Origin of the sequence: Bradyrhizobium oligotrophicum S58 (assembly GCF_000344805.1) — a bacterium.
Classification (GTDB): Bacteria; Pseudomonadota; Alphaproteobacteria; order Rhizobiales; family Xanthobacteraceae; genus Bradyrhizobium; species Bradyrhizobium oligotrophicum.
This window is the reverse complement of record NC_020453.1, coordinates 912,582-928,350: the sequence shown is the minus strand read 5'-3', so window position 1 is coordinate 928,350 and position 15,769 is coordinate 912,582. Positions and strand designations below refer to the sequence as shown.

At 62.9% G+C, this 15,769-nt stretch carries 8 protein-coding genes; 1 reads left to right on the top strand and 7 read right to left on the bottom strand.

What is annotated here, in order from left to right; all coding sequences use genetic code 11:
- Positions 1–182 precede the first annotated feature (182 nt).
- The 7 genes from S58_RS04135 to S58_RS04105 form a co-directional block, all read right to left on the bottom strand.
- On the bottom strand, positions 183–1,235 hold the full coding sequence (locus S58_RS04135; protein WP_015663984.1) for a DUF7146 domain-containing protein: 1,053 nt from the start codon (positions 1,233–1,235) through the stop codon (positions 183–185).
- Positions 1,235–5,548, bottom strand: coding sequence for a strawberry notch family protein (locus S58_RS04130; RefSeq protein WP_042338688.1), 4,314 nt, complete (start codon positions 5,546–5,548; stop codon positions 1,235–1,237). Before S58_RS04130 ends, S58_RS04135 begins: the two co-directional genes overlap by 1 nt.
- A 209-nt stretch (positions 5,549–5,757) precedes the next feature.
- Complete coding sequence (locus tag S58_RS04125) at positions 5,758–7,884, bottom strand: ParB/RepB/Spo0J family partition protein (RefSeq protein ID WP_015663982.1); 2,127 nt, start codon at positions 7,882–7,884, stop codon at positions 5,758–5,760.
- A 47-nt stretch (positions 7,885–7,931) separates the two neighbouring features.
- Positions 7,932–8,951, bottom strand: a complete 1,020-nt coding sequence (locus S58_RS04120) for an ArdC family protein (RefSeq protein ID WP_015663981.1) — start codon at positions 8,949–8,951, stop codon at positions 7,932–7,934.
- Between the two features lie 221 nt (positions 8,952–9,172).
- On the bottom strand, positions 9,173–11,335 hold the full coding sequence (locus S58_RS04115; RefSeq protein WP_015663980.1) for an exonuclease: 2,163 nt from the start codon (positions 11,333–11,335) through the stop codon (positions 9,173–9,175).
- A 384-nt stretch (positions 11,336–11,719) separates the two neighbouring features.
- Complete coding sequence (locus tag S58_RS04110; protein ID WP_015663979.1) at positions 11,720–14,653, bottom strand: autotransporter outer membrane beta-barrel domain-containing protein; 2,934 nt, start codon at positions 14,651–14,653, stop codon at positions 11,720–11,722.
- Positions 14,654–15,058, bottom strand: a complete 405-nt coding sequence (locus S58_RS04105; protein ID WP_015663978.1) for a hypothetical protein — start codon at positions 15,056–15,058, stop codon at positions 14,654–14,656. It abuts the gene before it with no gap.
- 496 nt (positions 15,059–15,554) lie between these two features.
- Between S58_RS04105 and S58_RS37210 the strand changes: the two genes are divergently transcribed.
- Positions 15,555–15,767: a hypothetical protein gene (locus tag S58_RS37210; RefSeq protein ID WP_144058236.1), complete on the top strand. Its 213-nt coding sequence runs from the start codon at positions 15,555–15,557 to the stop codon at positions 15,765–15,767.
- Positions 15,768–15,769 lie beyond the last annotated feature (2 nt).

The following is a 15,769-nucleotide window of genomic DNA, read 5'->3' as shown; positions in this document are numbered from 1 at the left end:
GCAAAGGCCCGCGTGCGGGCCGGCGGAAAATAGCCGCGCTCCGCCATTGCCGGACCGGACCGGCTGACGTCCGATCGCCTCTCAGAAGGCCTCGGCGCGGCGCTCGAAAGCACAAGATGAGATCTTCCGGGCTGGCCCATGCGTCGCGAGTGCAGAGCCCCCTTCCAGCGGAGGTCTGACGTCTAGGCCGCGATCGCGCCGATGAAAAGCGCGACGTCTTCGGGCAGCAATTGATCGCGCAGCATGTCCCGAAGCTTGGCCCATCCGAAGGCGCGCAGGTCTTCGTTGAAGTCCTCCAGGCGAGGACACAGTACGATCGCCTCGATGCCAGCGTCCAGCGCGCGTGTGGTCAACGCTCCCGCCGCATTGACGCCGGCAGCATCAGCGTCGACAGCGACATAGAGCCGGCGCAGCGTGGCTGGCCAGAGCAGCGTCGCGAGATGGTTGGCCGAAAGCGCAGCGGCGACCGGCAAGGTCGGCAGCACAGTGCGCAGCGACAGCATGGTCTCGATACCTTCCCCGGCTGCCAGCACGTCGTCAGCAATCCCGAAACGAACGGCATTCCCGAGCAGATCGCCCATCGCCCGCCGCGGCGTGTCGATCGGCGCCTTGCCAAGCCGGCGATCGTCAAAGCCGTCAGGATCCAGCCAAGTGCGATGGACGCCAGTGATGCGAGCGTTCAGGTCCGTCACAGCCGCAATCAGAGCGGGCCATGTCTCGACAGCCGCGGCATGATCGGGCCGATAGAAGCAGTTCGGATGAAAGCGCAGAGCGTCACTGCCCACGCGCGGATCGATATCTCGATTGGCAAGATAGGATTCGCCGAGCGTACCAGACAGTGTCTGCGCCATCGCAAACAGCCGGCGAGCCGCTCTGGTGGAGTTGCGGGGATGCCGCACGGCCACAGAGGCGACCGGAAGCTCACGCACCCAATCCGGCAGGTTCAGGAAGCGCCGTGCTTCCTCGGCAATCTCGCGGAAGCTGCGCAGTCGACACGTGCGCCCGATGACGTCGAGCAAATCGCCATGCTCGCCGGTCGCAGCATCCGTCCATTTGCCGGCCGGTCCCCTCGATGACGCGTGCAACCGCACGAACAGTGAGCGGCCGGGCGTGTTGTTGACATCGCCAACCAGCCAGTAGCGTCCCTCGCGCCGGCCGCTGGAGAGATAATGACGGCAGACCGCCTCGGCCTCACGCGCGAGGCGGCGCGCCAGCTCGGATGCTTCGCCTCTCATCACGGCCGCTCCCGCCCGCGGACCTCAGCAATCGGAAACCGCTCCAGAACCTTCGCCAGGATCGCTGCGCCGCGTGCATCGGACGGCACGAACATCCGCAGCTTCCACGAGATGATCTCGCCGAACAGCCCATAGGCCCTGAGACAGTCTCTCAGTTCGTCAGAGAAGCCCGACAGCTCGATCCGACTGGCGCCCATGACGCGCACCCTCCGCAGTTGCAGACCCTCATTGAGTTCGAGCACGTCACCGTCGCGTAGCAGGGCCGTGAACGCATCCTCGGGAGCAAGCGCCGGCCCCTCCGTCGACACTGCGGTCGCCCAACTGAGCGGGACCTTCCGGCCGATGATGCGCTCGCCCGCATCGGTCTGAAGCCGGTACACCCGCGTGGACTCGCGAGGCATGCGCTTCCAGATCGGCAACAGGAGGCCTGTGACGAGGTAGACCGTGCTGGTCGCGAATTCGGGGACGGAAGCGAACTCGGCGCTCCAGGCGATCTTGAGCTGCTCCCGATCTGCTTCGATCCAATCCAGCTCGGCTAGCTTGGAGAGCGGTAGCGTTTGGCGCCCCATTGGTCCGATCAGATGGACGCGTAGCTCGACCTCGCCATCGTCGAGCAGCCAGCTCGGCGCCGGTACCTGGATCGCCGCCCGCCCCGAGTGGACATTGCGCAGGGGAACGGCGCGGCGCTGCAGGAGCCGCTCCAAGGCCTCGTCCAGCGGCATCGGCCGGTTACGGTCACGCTGGGTGATCGTGACGAGATGCGTCTCGGCGCCCGTCGCCGGATGGGTATAGATGGTGCGTCGCTCCTTGACCACGAAGCTTTCTGCACGCAGCGTCTCCAGACCGGCATCATAGGTCCCGGATGCGATTGCGCCCTCGATGCGCGCGGCGAGCAACTGCTCGAACACCGTGAACAGGATGTTCTGCAGCTCGATCGTCAGCGCGAGCAGCCGGTTGAGGAACGTCGTGATCGGCGGCAGCTCGTCGCGCAGACCATTCTCGTCGGTGAGCTTCAATGCCGTCGCCTGCTCGAACCGCTGCAGCGAGCAGCTCCCGACCTGGCCGCGAACCAGAAGCCCATAGAGCTGACGCAGGGCATCACGGGCGTGCGGGCTCTCGAGATTGTCCTCGGGACGAAACAGCCCCTGCCCGCCGGTCTGGCGCTGACCACGGGTGATCGCGCCCAACGTGTCGAGCCGGCGCGCAATGGTCGACAGGAAGCGCTTCTCGGCTTTCACGTCCGAAGCGATCGGGCGAAACAGCGGTGGCTGCGCCTGGTTCGTGCGGTTGGTCCGCCCGAGCCCCTGGATCGCAGCATCCGCCTTCCAGCCCGGCTCCAGCAGATAGTGCACGCGCAGCCGCTTGTTCTTGGCCGCGAGCTCGGCGTGGTAGCTGCGGCCGGTGCCACCGGCGTCCGAGAACACCAGGATGCGCTTCTGGTCATCCATGAAGGCCGCGACCTCAGTGAGGTTGACAGAAGCCGCCCTGGTCTCGACCGCCATCCGATCACGGATACGAACGATCCGTCTCGACCGGCCGGTGACCTCGGCGACCATGTCCGTGCCGAAGCGCTGAACGATCTGGTCGAGTGCACCCGGCACCGGCGAGAGAGCAGCGAGATGCTCGATCATCCGATCTCGGCGCGCAACCGCCTCGCGGCTTTCGACCGGCTGACCGTCGCGATAAACCGGACGGGACAGCAGATTGCCCTCGCCGTCAGTGAACGGCTCATGGAGCTGGACCGGGAAGGAATGGGTGAGATAGTCGAGGACGTATTCGCGCGGCGTGATATCGACCTGGACGTCGCCCCAATCCTCGGTCGGGATCTCGGCCAGCCGGCGCTCCATCAGGGCTTCGCCTGTGGAGACGATCTGAATGACCGCCGCATGGCCGGCGTCGAGATCGCGCTTGATCGCATCGATCAGTGTCGGTGTCTTCATCGAGGTCAACAGGTGCCCGAAGAAGCGCTGCTTGGCGGATTCGAACGCCGAGCGCGCCGCCGACTTGGCCTGGGCGTTCAACGTGCCGGTTGCGCCGGTGATGTTGGCCGCCCGCATCGCGGCCTCGAGATTATTGTGAATGACCGCGAATGCCCCGGCATAGGCGTCGTAGATCCTGACCTGCTCGTCCGTGAGCCGGTGCTCGATAGGCTCGTATTCGACGCCCTCGAAGGACAGGGACCGCGCCGCATAGAGACCGAGAGCCTTGAGATCCCTGGCCATCACCTCCATGGCCGCGACGCCGCCTTCCTCGATCGCCGCCACGAAATCCGCCCGCGTCGCAAACGGGAAGTCCGCGCTGCCCCACAGTCCGAGCCTCTGAGCATAAGCGAGATTGTGGACTGTGGTCGCTCCTGTCGCCGAGACATAGACGATGCGAGCATTGGGCAGCGCGTGCTGCAGCCTCAATCCGGCGCGGCCCTGCTGCGAGGCGGCCTGCTCGCCCCGATCGCCTTTGTTGCCAGCGGCGTTCTGCATCGCATGGCTCTCGTCGAAGATGATGATGCCGTCGAAATCCCGCCCCACCCAGTCGACGATCTGGCTCACGCGCGAAAGCTTCGCGCCCTTCTCGTCGGTCCGTAGCGTGGCATAGGTCGTAAAGAGGATGGCTTCACCGAGCCGGATCGACGTGCCCTGGCGGAAGCGCGACAACGGCGTGACCTGCAGCCGCTCCATGCCGAGTGCCGCCCAGTCGCGCTGGGCATCCTCTATCAGCTTGTCGGATTTGCTGACCCAGATCGCCCGGCGGCGACCTTTCAGCCAATTGTCGAGCAGGATCCCCGCGACCTGGCGGCCCTTGCCCGCGCCGGTGCCATCTCCCAGGAACCAGCCGCGTCGGAAGCGTACCGCCCCCTCTGCGCCCTCACTGACCGCGCGAACCTGATCAAAGGTCTCATCGACGATCCAAAAGCCAGCCAGAAATCCACCATGGGCCTCACCGGCGTAAACGATGCTCTCCAGTTGCACGTCAGACAGGGTGCCGTCGGAGACGATCCTGCTCGGGAGATGTGGTCGATAGACCGGCTTGGGCGGGACGACAGAGGCCATCGCGGCCGATTGTACGAGCTTCGTCGGATGAGGCTGCGCGCCCGGAATCCGGATCGATTGCAACTGATACGTCTCATAAAGAGCCTCAGTCGGACGAGACCCCTTCTCAGACACATCGTCAACATGCTCATAGTCCAGCTCGCGGCTCACAGGTTCGCGCGACGTCGGCAAGGGAGCGGCGCAAGCAGACGCGACTGCGCGCCGTTCTCTCGCTCGAGAATTGGCCCGCTCGGGCAGCTGAGCCACAAACCGTTCAGCAACTGCCAGCCGCGGCGGCACGTGCGCCGTGATCCACCCGAGCAAGGTCCTGACGTCAGGTGCCGTCCCGGCCGGCTGCGGAAACACACGAGGTTCCGGCGCTGGGCTTTTATCCATGACGAGCATCCGTGTCGCGGTCGTCGTCCCCTGCCGTGCGTAGACCGCGCCATCGATCGCAGCAGAGAACACGAGACGGCCTCGCTCCTGCATCTGCACGAAGGCGTCGGTCCAGATCGGATTGTCCGGCGCAAAGCCGGCGGCTGTGATTGCGACCAAGCGCCCCCCATCTGCGAGCCGTGCGAGAGCTGACGTCACATGGCGCAAGGTCGTATCGGCCAGCGGGCGATCCACATTCGCGGCCGCCGAGAAAGGTGGATTCATCAGGACCACGCTCGGGACGCAGGCCGCACCGAGATGATCGTCGATCTGCGCGGCGTCGAAGCGGGTCACGGTCAAGCCCCCGAACACCAGATCGAGCAGGGCGACGCGGCTTGCAGCGAGCTCATTGAGCAGCAGCGAGCCGCCGGCAAGCTCCGCAAAGACGGCCAGACTCCCTGTCCCTGCCGATGGCTCAAGCACAAGATCGGCCGGCGTCACCTGCGCCGCGGCAGCCGCGGCGAACGCCAAAGGCAGCGGCGTCGAGAATTGCTGAAAGCTCTGGCTCTGCAGCGACCGCCTGGTATGGCTCGGCAGAAGCGCTGCGATCTTTGCGACCATCGGCAACATGGCAGATGGCATGCCGTTGCTGGCCTTGATCATTGCTGGACCATACTTGGCGAGGAACAGGACGGTGGCGATCTCACAGGCCTCGTACGCCATCTTCCAATCCCAGCAGCCATCGGCGTCACTGGCGCCAAAGACGCCCTGCATGATCAGGCGGAGGCACCTGGCATCGACGCGCTCGCCACGGGTAAGGCTTGGCAGCAACAGCTCAGCTGCACGACGGATGGCCTTGGCGCGCGCAAGCAGCGCAAAGGAGGCCATGGAGCAGCTCGTCTCGGTGTTCATGTTGAAGAACCTTCAAGGAGAGCGGAAAGCGGAAGAGCACCGCCGACGCTCTCTCTGGTCGAGCGGCCTCACCCGCACTGCTCCGCCTCTCTCACTCTCGAGCCGCTCAAGGAGACGGTGGCCTCAATGAGAAAGAGCCCGGCCGATCTGGCCGGGCTTCCATCATCAGTCTCTTCAGGCTCGGACGATCAGCCGCGCGGGACTGCGGTTCATTCCGCGGCAACGATCTCCTCGACTTCATCGGGGCCTTCCGTCGCCTCCTCATCCTCGCTGAGGAAGGCCGGCAGGCTCTCGGCATCGATGCCCTCGGCTCCCTGCGTCACCTCGGTCTCCGCGCCACGCAGCGGCTCCGGCAACCAGCCGCTGCCTTCGAGCAGCCGCTCGGCTTCGCGCGCCATATCCGGCTTCTTCAGATGCTCGATGAGCTGAACTGAGGCTTCACCCTTCGCTTCGCGCACCGCCTGCAAGATGCGGTGCTTGGTGACGCGACCGAGATAGTTGTCGCAGGTGGGCTTCCAGCCGGCGTTGACCACATCGAGCCCGATGGCACGCGACAGACGGTCAGCCTGTTCGAGGCGGCCGCGAACGCCCTGTGCTGACAGGCGACCTTGATGCACCCGGTTGGCCGGTTCGAAGATCGCGTTCACCGCCTGCGCGGCGCAATGCGCGAACAGCTCCGCCTGCGCTGTCCCGTCCATCGCCGTCAACGTCGCCCAGAGATCCTTGTCGCTGACCGGCAGTTTCGCCTTCCAGGATGCATGACGGGCGGCGATGGCCTTTGCCGGAATGCTGTCCTGCAGGCCGGGTGGCTGCGCCGGGAAGCTCGGTGCGCGCAGCGAGATCTCCAGGCAGGTGAGCGTTGAGCCAAACGGATAGAAGGTCGCCAGAACGAAGCTGTGCAGCACCGCCTGGAAGGCGATGGACGGCTCTCGGCCGAGCGCATCGCTCAGGGCAAGCGTACGATAGGCAGAGAGCTCGCTGATCAACCGGTCGGGCAGCGGCCGCTCGACATCCTCGCCATCTTCATCGGGCCCTTCCTGCTCGCGGTAACCGATGATGATCTTCGGCGCTGGTACCCTGCCTTCCATATCCGGAATGCCGGGCCCATGATCGCCGTCGTGACCGGCTTCGATATCCTGCTCGTCGCTGGTCACCGCGACCTCATCCTCGGGGCGGACGAAGCCGCGGGCGACACGAAGCCGGCCTTCCGAGTCGATGCAAACGAAGGCGCCGGCGCGCGCCATCTCGGCTGCGTCGAAGATCATCGGCCGTTCGTCAAAGGACTGCAGCGCCGCCTCAATCTCACCGAGGCGCTGATCGATATCGTCCGGCAGTTCATCGGCTTGACTGCATTCGGCCTCGAGCCTGCCCTGCTCGGCCCGCAGCGCTTCGATAGCCGCCTGCTCGTCGGCGGTGAACTCTGCCGGCTCTCCGGGAAGCTCGCGCAAGCCATGGGTATGCCCGAACGGGAAGTCGACGGCGGCTGCGATCCACTTCCAGCCCTCGGCGCCGACCCGTTGCGCTTCGGCTTTCAGCCTCTCAGTGACGAGGCGGTCGAGCAGCGCAACATCCTGCAGCCAACCGCCGTCATCGGGCTCGAACAGATCACGCAGCACGACGCCGCCTGCTGCCTCATAGGAGGCGAGACCGACGAACCGAGCCCTGCGATCGAACGCGCGCACCGTCTGCTCGGTGAGCTGCCGGCGGATCTGGTAAGGCGCATCGCAGCCGGAGCGGCTGACCTTGTCCCAGAGCTCCTGTTGGCGTGCGTGATCCGTCACGACCGTAAACGCCATCAGCTGCTCGAGCGTCATGCCGTCGCTTGCGTAGATATCGAGCAGCGCCTCCGAGACCGTGGCAAGCCGCAGCCGCTGCTTGACGATCGCGACTGCCACGAAATGCCGTGCCGCGATCTCCTCTTCACCCATGCCGCTGTCGCGCAGGGCCTGGAAGGCCCGGAATTGATCCAGAGGATGCAGGCCAACACGCTGGTCGTTCTCGGCGAGCGAATCGTCCAGAGCAGAACCGGAATCGCGCACCACGCAAGGCACAGGTTGCGTCTTCGCCATCCGCTTCTGCTTCACCAGGAGCTCGAGCGCCCGGTAGCGCCTGCCGCCCGCCGGCACCTCGAACATTCCGGTCTCCCTGCCCTCGAGATCGAGGACTGCCCGAACGTTCAGGCTCTGCAACAGCGTGCGTTCAGCGATGCTCTCCGCCAGTTGCTCGATCGAAACGCCGCCCTTGACGCGGCGTACGTTCGACTGGCTGAGCACCAGCTTGTTGAAGGGAATGTCGCGTGACGGCGACAGCGTGATCTTCTGGCCGGACTTGGTCATGCCTTGCTTCTCCACGACGGGCGGCCCGGAGCCTCTCTCTCAGGCCTTCACCCCATCGCAGAGCACCTCTCGCCCTCTTCCTCTCCTCTGTTTGCTTGAGCACATTGTGCTGGGGCGGCGGCGCGACCCGGCGCGGTCGGCCGGGCAACACCAACAACGTCCGGCGCAAAGCCGAAGAGGTAGTCCGCCACGCGGCTTGCCTGGCTCGCCGCCCGGACGATGGCGCGACTGTCCTCGCGCAGGACATCGAGCCACAAGCCGATATAGTCTGCGTGGCGCACGGTTGGCGCGATGCGGAGCGCGGCGCAGCTGAAGGCGGATGCGACCTCTGCGATCAGCTCCTCGAATGCGTATTTGCGGCTCCCGAACCGACCTGAGAGATCGCGGTTCAGCCGCGACGGATGACCACTCGCATGGGCGAGCTCGTGCAAGGCCGTGCGGTGCCAGTTGATCGGCTCGAAGAAGGCCGCAGGAGGCGGCACCTGCACGAAGTCCTCTACCGGAGCATAGAACGCCCGGTCACCGCCGACCCTGAAGTCGACACCACTGGCCGCAATCAGAGCGTCGACGACGGGTTCAACGGCATCCCTGGCCGGCGCTGGCGCCGGTGTCGCGACGTCCTCCGGCAAGCCATCGCACTGGTCCGTGTTGAAAACGGTAAACCGCTTCAAGAACGGAATCGCCTGCGCCTCATCGTCTGTCTCGCGCGCTCGCTGCCACTCATCCGATGGCACGAAGCGATCGGCGTACACGACCGTAGTGCCGCGCTCACCCTTGCGCACATGGCCGCCAAGCGACAGCGCCTGCCGGAATGTCAACCAAGCCTGGCCGGCAAAACTCCGCTCGATCACGGCGTCCCAGAGGATGAGGACGTTGATCCCGGAATACGGCCGCCTGGTTGCTGCATTCCAAGGTAAGGCGAGCTGAGCTTTCGCCGCTTGCGTCCCCCATGGCTGAACCCAAGGCACGCGGCCGGCCTCCAGCTCTCCAATGATTCTGCTCGTGATCTCCTCATAGAGGCTCGCCCGGCCATCGCCGGCGCGCGCACCATCTCTCCGCCTCTGCATCGCGCATCTCCGCGGCGGGTGCGGCGGAACTCTCTCACCGCTTTCAACCCGTCACGGCCGAACAGGCCTGCACTCTTGCTCTCAACGAGCTTCACGCCCGTCCGGAGCGTACGGCTCATGAACTCGCTCCGAAGCTGTTCCGGAGAGGACGCCGCCGCTTGAGGTCTACCCGAATGATGAGCCGTACGCGTGTACTGCTCCGTCGCGGATAACACCGCTTCTCAAGCGGCCTCTTCCTCCGCCAGCGGGCCCTCACTTTCTCGCTTCCTGTTGATCAGATTGAGCAGCTGGCCGGCAGCCTTCGCATCGCAGAGTGCGCGATGATGGCTCTCGAGTTCGATGTTATAGATCTGGCACAGATTTCCGAGCCCATACGACTTATGGCCGGGATAGCGCCGCCGCATTCCGGCGCAGGTGCAAAGCTTCGGGTAGCGGAACTTTCGGTCGAGGCGACTGAACTCGTAACCGATGAAGCCGTAGTCGAAATTGACGTTGTGGGCGACGAAAATGCCGTCACCCATGAATTCGAGAAAGCTGTCTGCAACAGACGCGAAAACCGGCGCGTCGCGAACCATCTCGTTCGTGATGCCTGTGAGCCGCATGATATTTGCCGGAATTGGACGTTGCGGATTGAGCAGCGAGTGCCACTCGTCGACGACCTGATGATTGCGGATCTTGACCGCGCCGATCTCTGTAATGCGGTCGCGGGAAGCCCAGCTCCCGGTCGTCTCGATATCGACAACGATGTAATCCTGCCCCGGGTCGAAGCAAAACTCGACCCTGCAGATCCCGGCCTGGAGCCCGGCTGCTTGCAGTTGCCGCAGGCGTGTGAGCTGGTTGCGCCGGATGACGTCACCCTCAGCCTTGATCTCCATGAATGAGACCACACCATCGCGAAGCAGCATGAGATCAGGGAATCCGTCGCGCATCGCGCGAAAATCCTCGCACATCGCGTGCAAGATCGCGGCAATGCCCTGAAGGCTGGCGTATTCGAGAAGTGTACGGACAGCCTCGATCTGAAAGCGATCCCAGGCGAAGATGCCATTGGGCCGCCCCCAGCGCGCAGCAAGTGCACGCAAGATCAGCGGAAGGGCATCACCCGATCGGACGGCCTTGAGCTTCACGTCAACCTGGGCCTTGAACATCCGGATGAACGTGCGATCCTTGAGACATTGCGGAACCCAGTCGAAGCCGCTGTGCATTTGGCTGGATTCGAACAGCTCATCCCAGAACAGAAGGCCGAACAGGGTGTGCCACAACGTGTTCTCGGCAAAGTACACCTGAGCGCCTTGACGGCGCATGACCCCAGCGACACCGGCTTCTGGATTGCCCCGATGCGTGTCGTCGACCGCGACGACGCGCCCCGAGCGCAGGAGTTCGGTGCAAAGCCCCGTTCGTTGACCGCCAAACTTGCGCGCATAGAAGTCAACCGCAAAAAGATGCTCTTCGTCGCTTGCGGGATCATCAATGATCTGGCGCAGGAGCACTTCAGATTCACCTATCGCGCCGAGGCCGTACTGAAGGCGCACGAGGCGCTCGCGGCATTCGGGGGACGAACCGGCGCGATAAAGTTGAAGTGCGAGCGCAGTATCACCCGCTGCCTTCTCGAAGAACTGGCCGAGCTTGAAGGCCGCGCGGCTTCTCAGGTTCTGAGCGTAATCTGTCGGGCCTGGCGGTCCCCCGAGCAGGTCGACCAACCCCTGGCGATAGATCCCCTCAGCCTTGGCTTCGAGTCGGTCGAGCAGACTACTATAGTGAAAACAGGCAAGGGCTTCATCGCGATCCGCAAAGCGCGCACTGAAAGAGGTCTCATTGTTGGTGCGCATGATGCCGAGATCGCGCAGCGCAAACGTCTTAAGGTCCCGTTCGGTCTTGCCAAAATAGAGATAGAGCAGAAATTCGATGGGCCGCGTGTTGCGAAGCGCGATGAAGTTTTTCCCGCCACAATGCTGGACGGCAACCTCGAAAGGAACATTGGCGAGGAAGTATTCGACGAGCTTGGGCTTCGACCAGGATTTACGAATATCGGACCTTCCAGATGCATGCGCCGCCGTCACAAGGGTGTCTTTGGGCAAGCATGTTACGAAAGCGGCGTAATCGTCGACCTGCAGAACACGAGCATGGGCGCTCGCAAGCAGATGCTGAGCCGCGGCTTCAACATCTGCAATCTCTGGATATTTGAAGAGCGTGCGATTGAAGATCGCTCCCCGCCGATTGACCATGCGGACAAGAAGGCATTGTGCATCCCTGGGAAGACCATCAAATTGCTCGATGAAGACATGGTGCTCCGGGGTCAGGACAGCACCGTAAGTCTTCTTCACGAAGCTGAGCATCTCCGTGAAATGATCGAGATAGTAATAGACAGGAAGGACTTGCGGCTTCATCCGGGGCGCTCTTTTCATGCCTTCTGTTGCGCAGCGTAGCGAGGTGCGGCCCTTGAGCCTTCTTTCCGAAGGTGGAGCATTGGGCTCTCTTGACGTTACCGCCACCCCGTTCTATTTTTGTTCTTTTCTACCCCGATTTGTCAAGTGAGTGCCCGCTTGAGCCATTCGGCGTCATCGCCAATGAGCCTTCCTCCTGATCGCTGGACTCATTGCGGGTCTGCGTTGGAATGGTTTCAAGGCGCGCCGGATCTTCATCCCGAGGCGAGCCATACACCACCTCTATCGAAGGATCGTGAGCTTCCGCAGGGACTATAAATCTGTCCCACTCGTTCCCGATGATCTCGCCGCTCGTGATGATTCTCATCGATTCTTGCGATATCGCGGTCACCAGACATAGCGCATGGAGGCTCTACCGGAATAGGAACGTGTGGTGCTCGAAAACTCTCCATCGAGGGTGGCAGCCGCGGACCAGCCATCGCTCCAATGTCGTTCGAGACTCAGAGTGGTCAACGCAGCGTCCGGCGCCGGCTGCGCGCCGCTGACGGTAAAGCTTGCCCCTGGCAGAGATTGGAAAGTTGCAGCGATGCTGTGGTCCGAGTTGAAATCATGAGCCCACGCGATACGGCCTCGCCAGTTGAGCACGCCATCCTTGTCCCCCAAGGACAAGCCGGTCCGAAGTCCTATTTCGGCCCGATAATCTGTCACCCTCTTGGCGGAATAGCTCAGGGCGAATACCGAGGCGCCAGCGACCGACTGCTCTGCGTATTCGGGCAGATCAAGATGGGCGGCCTGGCCTGCTGCATAGGGCGTCAGACTGAAATTGCGGATCAAGGGCACCGACAGGCGATAGTCGGCTTCAACGCGTCCGGAATAGGCGTTCGCTTTGAACGACGCCTTCAACCGATCGACACCGGCTATGGTGCGATCTGTCGTTACATCCTGCCAACCGTAAGCCAAGGCTGCGCTCAGATAGGCCGGCCCTTGGACGTGTCGAACATAGGCGCCCGCCTGAAACAGATCAGATCTCCCTGTTCCGAGAGCGTTGACACTAAAACCTGTGCCGCCACCCGCGAGAGCAAATCCCGCGACCGTGGCCGGCGTCAACAAATAGTCTGCCCCGACCGCAGTGCCGTAGATGCGGCTGGTGGAGTGAGTTGAACCGGCTCCGGCGCTTCCATCCGTCGACTGCGACCCGCCAAATCCGTCAATCCAAACACTCCAGCGCGGCTCGAGCGATTCTGGCTGCCTGCTCATCGACGCAAACGCGTTCCCCGCCGGCCGGCTCGGTGTCCTGCCAGCCTCGGCATAGGCCAGCGGGGCAACTTCGCCAACGCCGTCGCGCCCGGCCTGACCGTGATCCCCGAGCAGGCTGACAAACTGCCCCATCGCATTGAACGTCGCCTGCTGCGGAGCTGACGCGAGCTCTCCCGATACTTGGGTCAGTCCCGAAGGCGAAAGTGTGCCAAACACGAGCGGAATACTGCCGGTCGTATCGAAGAACCGCGTCAGTGCGTTGGCAACATTCCGCTGGTTCGCGGACAGGCCGCCACCGTAGTTCGGCGCGCTTGCCGGAACGAAATCAAGCGATAGGTCGAGATAAGCAGCATTTGCGTCATAGCTGAGGGCGGATTTGAAACCAGCCGGGAGATTGGTATTCGCCAAGGAGGCAAACGTCCCGCTGACGCCGCCACCGGCGGTCAAGATCGTATAGCGCTTGGCGACGTAGCTGCCCGCAGCAAAGATTGCCTCGACCGCCGTCATCGTGCCGCTGATACTGGCGAAACTCGAGGCTGTCGGATTGAGCTGAATGAGATAGATCGCGCCAGATTGAAATGCGAGATTCCCCGCGATCGCCATCGAACTCCCGGCTGTACCGTTTCCGGGCGCGAGGACGGTGCCACTATTGATGCTGACCGTCAGGGGATCAATTGTCCCGGTGCCGGTTATCATCCCGGAATTCAGGTTGACTGCCGACGTCCCGGTGAGCGCGCCGTCCACCTGGAAAACGCCGCCGTTGATATTCGTTGCTCCGGTGTAGCCGGCCGTCCCTGCGAGGACGAACGTACCCGAGCCCGTTTTCGTGAGACCGCCGGCACCGCTGAGATCGAGGTTTGCAATGCCGGATTGAACAACAAAGTCTGTATTGGATGCGATCACACCATTTCTGACCGCCCCACCCGTCAGGAAGACACCTCCATTTTGCGTCTGAGTGGTTCCGCCAAGGTCGAGGATTCCGCCTGCGACCGTCGTTGATCCACTAGCCGCACCGAGCGTACCGCTGCCCGAAAGCCGCAAGGTCCCCGCGTTGACAACCGTTCCCCCGGTGTAGGCGTTGGCAGCAGCCAGCACCATCGTTCCGACGCCGTCGAACACCACCGTTCCAGCAGAACCTCCATCCGAGATCGCCCCCTGGATGGTCTGCGTCGTGCCTGCCGGCGCCGCAAAATGTCCGCTCCCTGTGAGCTGAATCGCATTGCCGATTGCAAAGTCGGCCGCGTTCGCGAAAGAGAGGCTCGTTCCGTTCGCCATATTGAGCGTGCCGCTGCCCAAGGCGTTGTTGTTGGCAATGACCAAAGAGCCGGCGTTCAGCTGGGTCCCTCCTGAATAGGTGTTGTTGCCCGACAGGATCAGCGCGCCGCTTCCAACCTTCGTCAGACTGCCACCGGCCCCCGATATGACACCCGAAACCTCGGTGTCGGTATTCGACAGTCCGGCGGTGAGGGTTTTCGAGCCGAGAACAAAGTTGCCGGCGCCAGCAATCGATCCAACACTTATCCCGCTGGATGTCAGCCCAGAGATGTCGACAGAGCCGCCGAGATTGGTCACGAGCTGAGCGGTGCCGCCACTGCTGGTGTCGGTAAAGCGCGTGACTCCAAAGGCGCCCGTGGTGATGACCGCGTCACCCGCCGTCGCCGAGTTGGCAAACTGGAGCGTACCGAGATTGCCGGTGACACCGGACACCATGAAGCTCGGGCGATTGCCGGACTGATCGTCAATTCCCGTACCACTGATCACCAGCGAAGCGGCACCGCCGGAGTTAGCGGTCACATTGAATATGTAACCCGGCGCGCCGCTCAGAAAGCTCAAGCCGGCCACCTGCGTTGACTGCGTGATGTCGATGGCGGTCGCGGTCGAGGCGCCGAACCGGGCGACTTCTGTCGCAAGGGGTACCGATCCGACAGTCCAATTCGCTGCCGTGTTCAAATCGGAGTTAGTCGGCGTGGCAAGCCATCCGGGCGCGACGGAAACCACCGTCCGAGTGGCCGTAGCGACATCATTCCAGTTGAACGATGCCGTAGGATTGGTGCTCAGCCACATCTAAACCTGTTGCTGACTGGGCGTCGACCAATTCACCCAAATCCGCTCGAAGTTGAGCTGCAACAACACGTCGTAAGTGCCAAACCCGGGAACCACGTCCGGAACGGAAAAATTCACCCGGCATTCCGCCGGCGTACAGTTCGTCCCAGACAGGCTCCCCAAGGTGTACTGGGCGGTACCTAGCACGCCTCCGGCATTGATCGTGATATTCGCCCCGACCACGTTGAACGTGGACGGCGAGCGAGCGGATACCGGAATGACGAAATTGGCCGGATTGACCAGAAATTGTCCGCCGCCGCGCGAGGACGTAAAATCGAACTGCCAAAGATCTGTCGCCAAAGCCGGAAACGCTGCACAGCAACCCAACGCGACCGCGATCGTTACGCGAGACAACACCTGACGCATGAACCACCCCCAGATACCAAATTATCTGAGGTTACCGTTCATGTCATCATGTTACCGGAGGTTTCCGACAATCCGCGCTGCTCTGCGGGCCCGTCCATAGCGAGCCCCCCTTTGATCGCGGTCCGTCATGCATACGATACGCCGCACCTCGTGGCGACGGCAGAACAAAAAAGCCCGCCAGAGAAGCCAAGCCATAGCGCAAGCGCTGGCGTCATTCTCATTCTGCCCAAGCGATGAGAGCCGAGCCATCCCACTCCCGCCCGGTCTCGAACTAAGACCACTGCCACGCAAGAGCGCCCGCACGGGGACGATTTCTCCAATCTCGCGTATCGGACATAGCTGACGACCTCCATACCAAGGCCCGTCCCTCCTGCCTGAAACGGCGCCCCTACCCCTCTGCCCGCGCCGGGTCGATTTCGAAAAAGCCGAATTTTGTCTTGCGCCGTCGGGCAAATCAGTGGTTCATAGGGTGCTGACTCAACTCAGGGAGACAGCAATGGCTGAACGCACAGGTCCGAAGTCCGACCTTGTTCATATTTCGAAACTGAACGGCGACTTCCGGCGAAACTACGGACCGCTGCTCGGGGCGTATCTTTATCTTCGTTCTATCGACGTCGCCGGTCAGCGCCCTGTTCGCTGGTGGGGGTTTCTTTCAGTGCTCGGAACAGCGCTTGCGGCGGTGTTCGCCCGGCATGGTTCCGTCTGGTGACG

Coding starts and splice junctions, on each gene's coding strand:
- S58_RS04135 (WP_015663984.1), bottom strand. CDS start 1,235: ATGAGAGGCGAAGCATCCGAGCTGGCGCGCCGCCTCGCGCGTGAGGCC.
- S58_RS04130 (WP_042338688.1), bottom strand. CDS start 5,548: ATGAACACCGAGACGAGCTGCTCCATGGCCTCCTTTGCGCTGCTTGCG.
- S58_RS04125 (WP_015663982.1), bottom strand. CDS start 7,884: ATGACCAAGTCCGGCCAGAAGATCACGCTGTCGCCGTCACGCGACATT.
- S58_RS04120 (WP_015663981.1), bottom strand. CDS start 8,951: ATGCAGAGGCGGAGAGATGGTGCGCGCGCCGGCGATGGCCGGGCGAGC.
- S58_RS04115 (WP_015663980.1), bottom strand. CDS start 11,335: ATGAAGCCGCAAGTCCTTCCTGTCTATTACTATCTCGATCATTTCACG.
- S58_RS04110 (WP_015663979.1), bottom strand. CDS start 14,653: ATGTGGCTGAGCACCAATCCTACGGCATCGTTCAACTGGAATGATGTC.
- S58_RS04105 (WP_015663978.1), bottom strand. CDS start 15,058: ATGCGTCAGGTGTTGTCTCGCGTAACGATCGCGGTCGCGTTGGGTTGC.
- S58_RS37210 (WP_144058236.1), top strand. CDS start 15,555: ATGGCTGAACGCACAGGTCCGAAGTCCGACCTTGTTCATATTTCGAAA.